General features: G+C 75.8%; 7 protein-coding genes. 1 reads left to right on the forward strand and 6 read right to left on the reverse strand.

The annotated features are described in order from the left end of the window. The 5 genes from G6556_RS16125 to G6556_RS16145 all read right to left on the reverse strand — a co-directional run. Window positions 1-683, reverse strand: a 683-nt coding sequence (locus G6556_RS16125; protein WP_346774946.1) for a peptide deformylase, incomplete at its 3' end; no start/stop codon positions are given. A gap of 13 nt (window positions 684-696) precedes the next feature. Further along, a complete protein-coding gene (glmM, locus tag G6556_RS16130; protein WP_166943723.1) occupies window positions 697-2,046 on the reverse strand; it encodes a phosphoglucosamine mutase in 1,350 nt (449 codons plus the stop codon). A gap of 149 nt (window positions 2,047-2,195) precedes the next feature. Beyond that, entirely contained in the window at window positions 2,196-2,684 is a 489-nt protein-coding gene (gene rpsI, locus G6556_RS16135; RefSeq protein ID WP_147794329.1) for a 30S ribosomal protein S9, read from the reverse strand. Window positions 2,685-2,719: 35 nt separating this feature from the next. Then, window positions 2,720-3,166: a 50S ribosomal protein L13 gene (rplM, locus tag G6556_RS16140; protein WP_147794330.1), complete on the reverse strand. Its 447-nt coding sequence runs from the start codon at window positions 3,164-3,166 to the stop codon at window positions 2,720-2,722. A gap of 232 nt (window positions 3,167-3,398) precedes the next feature. Further along, on the reverse strand, window positions 3,399-5,093 hold the full coding sequence (locus G6556_RS16145; RefSeq protein WP_166943725.1) for an ATP-binding cassette domain-containing protein: 1,695 nt from the start codon (window positions 5,091-5,093) through the stop codon (window positions 3,399-3,401). Between the two features lie 89 nt (window positions 5,094-5,182). Here G6556_RS16145 and G6556_RS16150 point away from each other — a divergent pair, with 89 nt between their 5' ends. Next, window positions 5,183-5,608, forward strand: a complete 426-nt coding sequence (locus G6556_RS16150) for a DUF5709 domain-containing protein (protein WP_166943727.1) — start codon at window positions 5,183-5,185, stop codon at window positions 5,606-5,608. Window positions 5,609-5,716: 108 nt separating this feature from the next. Here the strand turns inward: G6556_RS16150 and G6556_RS16155 are convergent. After that, window positions 5,717-6,584, reverse strand: an 868-nt coding sequence (locus tag G6556_RS16155) for a tRNA pseudouridine synthase A (protein WP_166943729.1), incomplete at its 5' end; no start/stop codon positions are given.

Raw genomic sequence — 6,584 nt, forward strand, 5'->3', positions numbered from 1 at the left:
GTGCGGGCCGCCTCGGTGGGGCGGGGCTCGGTCGCCCAGTGGGCGCCGAGCTCGTCGGTCGCCGACAGCGAGCGGGGGTGCGCCCGGTCCAGGTAGAGCGTGCCGTTCAGGTGGTCCGTCTCGTGCTGCACGATGCGCGCGGGCCAGCCCTGCAGCACCTCGTCCACGGCGGCGCCCGTCTCGTCGCGGCCGGTGAGCCGCAGCCGGCGCAGCCGCGGCACCACGGCCTGGTAGCCGACGACGCTCAGGCAGCCCTCGTAGAACGACACCCGCTCGGGCTCCTCGTCCGGCACCGGGGCGTACACCGGGTTCACCAGCACGCGGAACGGCAGCGCGGGCCGCTCCCGCACCCGGCCGGTCTCGGTCTCGCCGGCGCCGGGGTCGGCGAGCACGGCGAGCGCGAGCGGCAGGCCGATCTGCGGCGCGGCCAGGCCCACGCCCGGCGCGGCGTGCATCGTCCGGCGCATCAGCGCGACCAGGGCGGCGAGCTCGTCGTCGCCCACCTGGCCGTCGAACGGCACGGCGCGCATCCGCAGCGCGGGGTGCCCGGCCTGGACGATCGGCACGGTGCCGGACGGGTCGGCCGCGCCGGCGTCCAGCAGCCGCAGGACGTGCTCGCGCACGACCGCGGCCGGCCAGGTCGCCTGCGGCACCTCGCCCGCGCCGTCGCCCGTCGTCGTCACCGCGTGCCCCGGCTCAGAGAGCCAGGCGGTCGCGGACGACGTCGGCCAGCTGCGCGGCGACGCGGTCCGCGTCGTCCTGCGTCGCGGCCTCCACCATGACGCGCACCAGCGGCTCGGTGCCGGACGGGCGCAGCAGCACCCGGCCGGTCGAGCCGAGCGAGCTCTGCGCGGCGCCGACGGCGGCGGCCACGTGCTCGTCCGTGCCCGCGCGGTCCTTGTCCACGCCCGGCACGTTCACCAGGGTCTGCGGCAGGCGGCGCACGACGGCGGCCAGCTCGCTGAGCTTCTGGCCGGTCGCGGCGACGCGGGACGCGAGCTGCAGCGCGGTCAGCGTGCCGTCACCGGTGGTCGCGTGGTCCGCGAGGATCACGTGGCCGGACTGCTCGCCGCCCAGGTTGTAGCCGTGCGCGCGCATGGCCTCCAGGACGTAGCGGTCGCCGACGCCGGTCTCGACGGTGCGCACGCCCGCGGCCTGCATCGCGAGGCGCAGGCCGAGGTTGCTCATCACGGTGACGACGAGGGTGTCGTGCGCCAGGACGCCGCGCTCGCGCAGGTCCAGGGCGAGCACGCCCATGATCTGGTCGCCGTCCACCAGCGCGCCGGTGTGGTCGACCGCGAGGCACCGGTCCGCGTCGCCGTCGAAGGCCACGCCGAGGTCCGCACCCGAGGCCACGACCGCGGCCTGCAGCTGCTCGGGGTGCGTCGAGCCGCACGCCTCGTTGATGTTCCGGCCGTCGGGGGACGCGTTGATGACCACCACGTCCGCACCCGCCTCGCGGAGCGCCGCGGGGCCGACCTCGGACGCCGCGCCGTTCGCGCAGTCGACCGCGACCCGCAGGCCGGCGAGGTCGTGGCCGAGCGTCGAGACGAGGTGCTCGACGTACTGCTCGCCCGCGCGGCCGGTGTCGGAGCGGATCCGGCCGACGGCCGCGCCCACGGGGCGCTCCCACGCGCCGCGCATCCGCTGCTCGATGGCGTCCTCGAGCTCGTCGTCGAGCTTGTGCCCGCCCCGGGCCAGGAACTTGATGCCGTTGTCCGGCATGGGGTTGTGCGACGCGGACAGCACGACGCCGAGGTCGACGTCCAGCGCGCCGGTCAGGTGCGCGATGGCCGGGGTCGGCAGGACGCCGACGTTCAGCACGTCCACGCCCGCGCTCGCCAGGCCGGCGGCCACGGCGGCGGACAGGAACTCCCCGGAGGCGCGCGGGTCGCGGCCCACCACGGCGCGCGGCCGGTGGCCGGCGAACTCGCCGCGCTGGCCGAGCACGTGCGCGGCCGCCACGGACAGGTCGAGCGCCAGCTCCGCGGTCACGTCCCGGTTCGCCAGGCCGCGCACCCCGTCGGTGCCGAACAGTCGTGCCATCGAGGACTCCCTCGTCGTCGGGCCGCCGCTGCGGCCTCGTGCCTCGTGCCGGGGCCGGCGCGTCACCGCGCCGGGCCCGGGCACCGGAACGGCCGGTGGCCCCGAGGACGGAACCTCGGGACCACCGGCCGCGGTCGCTGATCCGTGGATCAGCGCTTGGAGTACTGCGGGGCCTTGCGGGCCTTCTTGAGACCGGCCTTCTTCCGCTCCACGACGCGCGGGTCGCGGGTCAGGAAGCCGGCCTTCTTGAGCGCCGGGCGGTTGTGCTCGGCGTCGATCTCGTTGAGCGCGCGGGCGATGCCCAGGCGCAGGGCACCGGCCTGGCCGGTGACGCCGCCGCCGCTGATGCGGGCGATGACGTCGAAGCGGCCCTCGACCTCCACCAGCTTCAGCGGGGAGTTCACGAGCTGCTGGTGCACCTTGTTCGGGAAGTAGTCCTCGAGGGTGCGGCCGTTGATCTTCCACTGGCCGGTGCCGGGCACCAGGCGCACGCGGGCGATCGCCTCCTTGCGGCGGCCCAGGGCCTGGCCCGGAGCCGTGAGGCTCTGGCCGCGGCCGGCCGGAGCGGCCGTCTCGGAGGTGTAGCTGCTGGGCGTCTCGCCGCCCTCGAGGTCGATGTCGACCGTGGTCTCGGCCATGTGTTTCGCGTCCTGTTCCGGTGTGCTCGAGGGCGTCAGCCCTGCGCGACCTGGGTGATCTCGAAGGGCTTCGGCTGCTGGGCGGCGTGCGGGTGCTCGGCACCGCGGTAGACCTTCAGCTTCGAGAGCTGCTGGCGGGCCAGCGAGGTCTTCGGGAGCATGCCACGCACGGCCTTCTCGACGGCACGCTCGGGGTGCTTGTCGAGCAGGTCGGTGTACGTGGTCGCCCGCAGACCACCCGGGAAGCCCGAGTGGCGGTAGGCGAGCTTGGTCTCGCGCTTGTTGCCGGTCAGCGCGACCTTGTCCGCGTTGATGACGATGACGAAGTCGCCGCCGTCCACGTGCGGGGCGAAGGTCGCCTTGTGCTTGCCGCGCAGCAGCGTGGCGACGTGGGTGGCGAGGCGGCCCAGGACGACATCGGTCGCGTCGATGACGTACCAGTTCCGCTGGACGTCGCCGGGCTTCGGGGTGTACGTGCGCACGGTCGTTGCCTTCTCTATGTCTCTGACTGTGTCCACGGCAATCCCGTAGAAGCCGGGGTCAGCCGATGAGTACCGTCGGTGCGTCGTCCGTGGACCGGTGAGTGGGAACGCACCAGGGTCGACACCGACGGACGCACAACGACTCACCAGGGTAGCCGCCGGTCCGGGGGGCGGTCAAAGCGACGTCGGTCACCGCCCGGCCGCCCTGCTCAGCGCGCCCGCGCCGGCCCGCTCAGCGCGCCCGCGCCACCCGGCCGGCGTCCCACACCGGCTCGGGCGTCTCCACCACGGCCCCGTCCTCGCCGAACACGAGGAACCGGTCGAACCCGCGCGCGAACCACCGGTCGTGCGTCACCGCGAGGACGGTGCCCTCGAACGCCGCGAGCCCGGTCTCCAGCGCCTCCGCCGAGTGCAGGTCCAGGTTGTCGGTCGGCTCGTCGAGCAGCAGCAGCGTCGCCCCGCCGAGCTCCAGCAGCAGGATGTGGAACCGCGCCTGCTGGCCGCCGGACAGCGTCTCGTACCGCTGCTCCGCCGACGCGACCAGCTCGTAGCGGTCCAGCGCCTTGCTCGCGGGCTCGCGGCCCATCCCGGGCCGGCGGCCCTCGCCGCGGTGCAGGATCTCCAGCAGCGTGCGGCCGGCGAACGCGGCGTCCTGCGCGTGCTGCCGGTTCTGCGCGAAGAACCCCGGGACCACCCGGGAGCCCAGCCGGGCGACGCCGGTGTGCGTGACGGGGTCGATCGGCAGCTCGCCCTCGGCCGGCGCCTGCTCGGGCTGCGGGTCGCTGCCTCCCGCGGCGAGCAGCCGCAGGAAGTGCGACTTCCCCGACCCGTTCGAGCCCAGCACGGCCACCCGCTCGCCGAACCACACCTCGAGGTCGAACGGCTGCATCAGCCCGGTGAGCTCCAGCCGCTCGGCCACCACCGCGCGCTTGGCGGTCCGCCCGCCGCGCAGCCGCACCCGGACCTGCTGGTCGTGCGCGACGACCTCCGGCGGGCCGGCCTCCTCGAACTTCCGCAGCCGGGTCTGCGCGGCGGAGTACCGGGACGCCAGGCCGTCGTTGAACGCCGCCTTGGTCTTGAGCGTGTTGACCAGCGTGATGAGCTTCTGGTGCTCCTCGTCCCAGCGGCGGGCCAGCTCGGCCAGCCGCTCGCGGCGCGCCTCCCGGGCCTCCGTGTACGTGGTGAACGTGCCGCCGTGCACCCAGACCGTGGCACCGGCGCGCGCGGGCTCCAGCGTCGCGACGTGCGTGGGGACGCGGGACAGCAGCTCGCGGTCGTGGCTCACCAGCAGCACCGTCTTGGGGCTGTCCAGCAGCCGCCGCTCCAGCCAGCGCTTGGTCGGGACGTCCAGCGCGTTGTCCGGCTCGTCCAGCAGCAGCACCTCCTGCGGCCCGCGGAGCAGCGCCTCCAGCACCAGGCGCTTCTGCTCGCCGCCGGACAGCGTCCGGACGCTGCGGTGCTGCGCCCGGTCGAACGGGATCGACAGCACCGCGTCCGTCACCCGGTCCCAGTCGGCCTCGACCTCGTAGCCGCCGACGTCCGCCCAGTCCGCGATCGCCTGCGCGTACCGCATCTGCGACGGCTCGTCGTCGACCTCCATCATGTGCAGCTCGGAGGCGGTCAGCTCGGCCGCGGCCGCGCCGATCGCGCCCGTCGCCAGCGAGGCCAGCAGGTCGCGCACCGAGCGGTCGTCCGCGATCCGGCCCACGTCCTGCCGCATCACGCCCAGCCCGCCGGTGCGCACGACGGCGCCGTCGTGCGGCTGCTCGTCGCCCGCCACGATCCGCAGCAGCGTCGACTTCCCGGCGCCGTTCGGACCCACCAGCGCGGTGCGCTGCCCCTCGCCGACCCGCAGGTCGACACCCCCGAGCAGCGGACGGCCGTCGGGGAGCACGTAGCGCACGTCGTGCACCTCGAGATGACCCATGGGGTCGATCGTCCCAGGTGCGGGTGCGAGTCCCCAAGCGGATAGGCGTGCGGTGGCAGGGCGGCAGGTGCGGTGCCAGGCTCGGACGCATGACGACGAGTGGAGACACCCCCGCCACGAGCACCGACGCGGCACTGGGCTCGGAGGGCGACGACAACCAGCTCCCCAGCGAGGACACGATGGTCGGCCGCGGCGTCGACGACCTGCTGGACGAGGGCTACAGCCCGCCCGAGCGCCCGCGCCCCGCGTCGAGCCACTTCGGCGAGACGGCCTGGGAGGAGTCGCGCGGCGAGACCCTCGACCAGCGCGTCGCGCAGGAGGAGCCCGAGGTCTGGGACGACCCGGACCGCGCGCCCGACCCGTCCCGCGAGCCCGACCGCGCCGGCCGGCTGCTCGAGGACGACGACGCCGTCGAGGCCGGCGGCAACGACCAGTTCGCGCTGGACGCGGGCGTCGACGGCGGCGCGGCGAGCGCCGAGGAGGCCGCCGTCCACATCGTCGACGAGGAGGACTGACTCCACGCCTCCTCCCGGCGGGTGAGGGCGGGCGGCGGGCACGGGTGCGGGGGCACCGGCGTCCGCCGTCCGCGTCGGCCCGTCACCCGGGCCGGCCCGTCGCCCGGGTCAGCCCGCGGCGGGGCCGGTCGCGGGGGCGCCGGCCCCGGTCGCCGGCGCGGCGTGCACGTCGTCCGCCGAGCGCAGCGCCCGCGTGCGCAGCTGGCGCTCCGCGAGCTCGGCGTCCGGCGGGTAGACGACCTCCTCCAGCGTGAGGCCGTGCGCGGCCACCACCGCGCTGCCCGGGTCACGGCGCCCGCCGACCAGCAGCTCGGCCGGCCAGTCCACCGACCGCCGGCCCTCCCCCACCGCCAGGCTCGCGCCGACGAGGGCGCGCACCATCGAGTGGCAGAACGCGTCCGCGCGCACCGTCGCCACGACCAGCCCGGCGTCCGGGCCGGTCGCCGGCCGCTCCCAGGTGAGCTCGTCGAGCGTGCGGATCGTCGTCGCCCCCGGGCGGGGCTTGCAGTACGCCGCGAAGTCGTGCCGCCCCAGCACCCGGCCCGCCGCCTCGTGCATCGCGTCGACGTCGAGCGGGCGCCGCGTCCACAGCACGTGCGCGCGCCGCAGCGGATCCCGGAGCGCCGGGTCGTCGCACACCCGGTAGACGTACCGCCGGGCCACCGCCGAGAACCGGGCGTCGAACCCCTCGGGCGCGACCCGGACCCCGGTGACGACCACGTCGGGCGGCAGCACGCCGCCCAGCCGGGTCAGCAGCGACTCCTCCGGTGTGCGGTCGGACCGGCCGGGCACCGCCGCCCACGCGCCCGCGGGCACGTCCACGTGCAGCACCTGGCCCCGGGCGTGCACCCCCGCGTCCGTGCGGCCGGCCACCGTCACCCGGGGCGGGGCGTCACCCCGGTGCTCCGAGCGCAGCACCAGCGCCAGGCCGTCCTCGACCACGCCCTGCACGGTGCGCAGGCCGGGCTGGCGGGCC

Origin of the sequence: Cellulomonas sp. IC4_254 (genome assembly GCF_011603975.1) — a bacterium.
GTDB lineage: Bacteria > Actinomycetota > Actinomycetes > Actinomycetales > Cellulomonadaceae > Cellulomonas.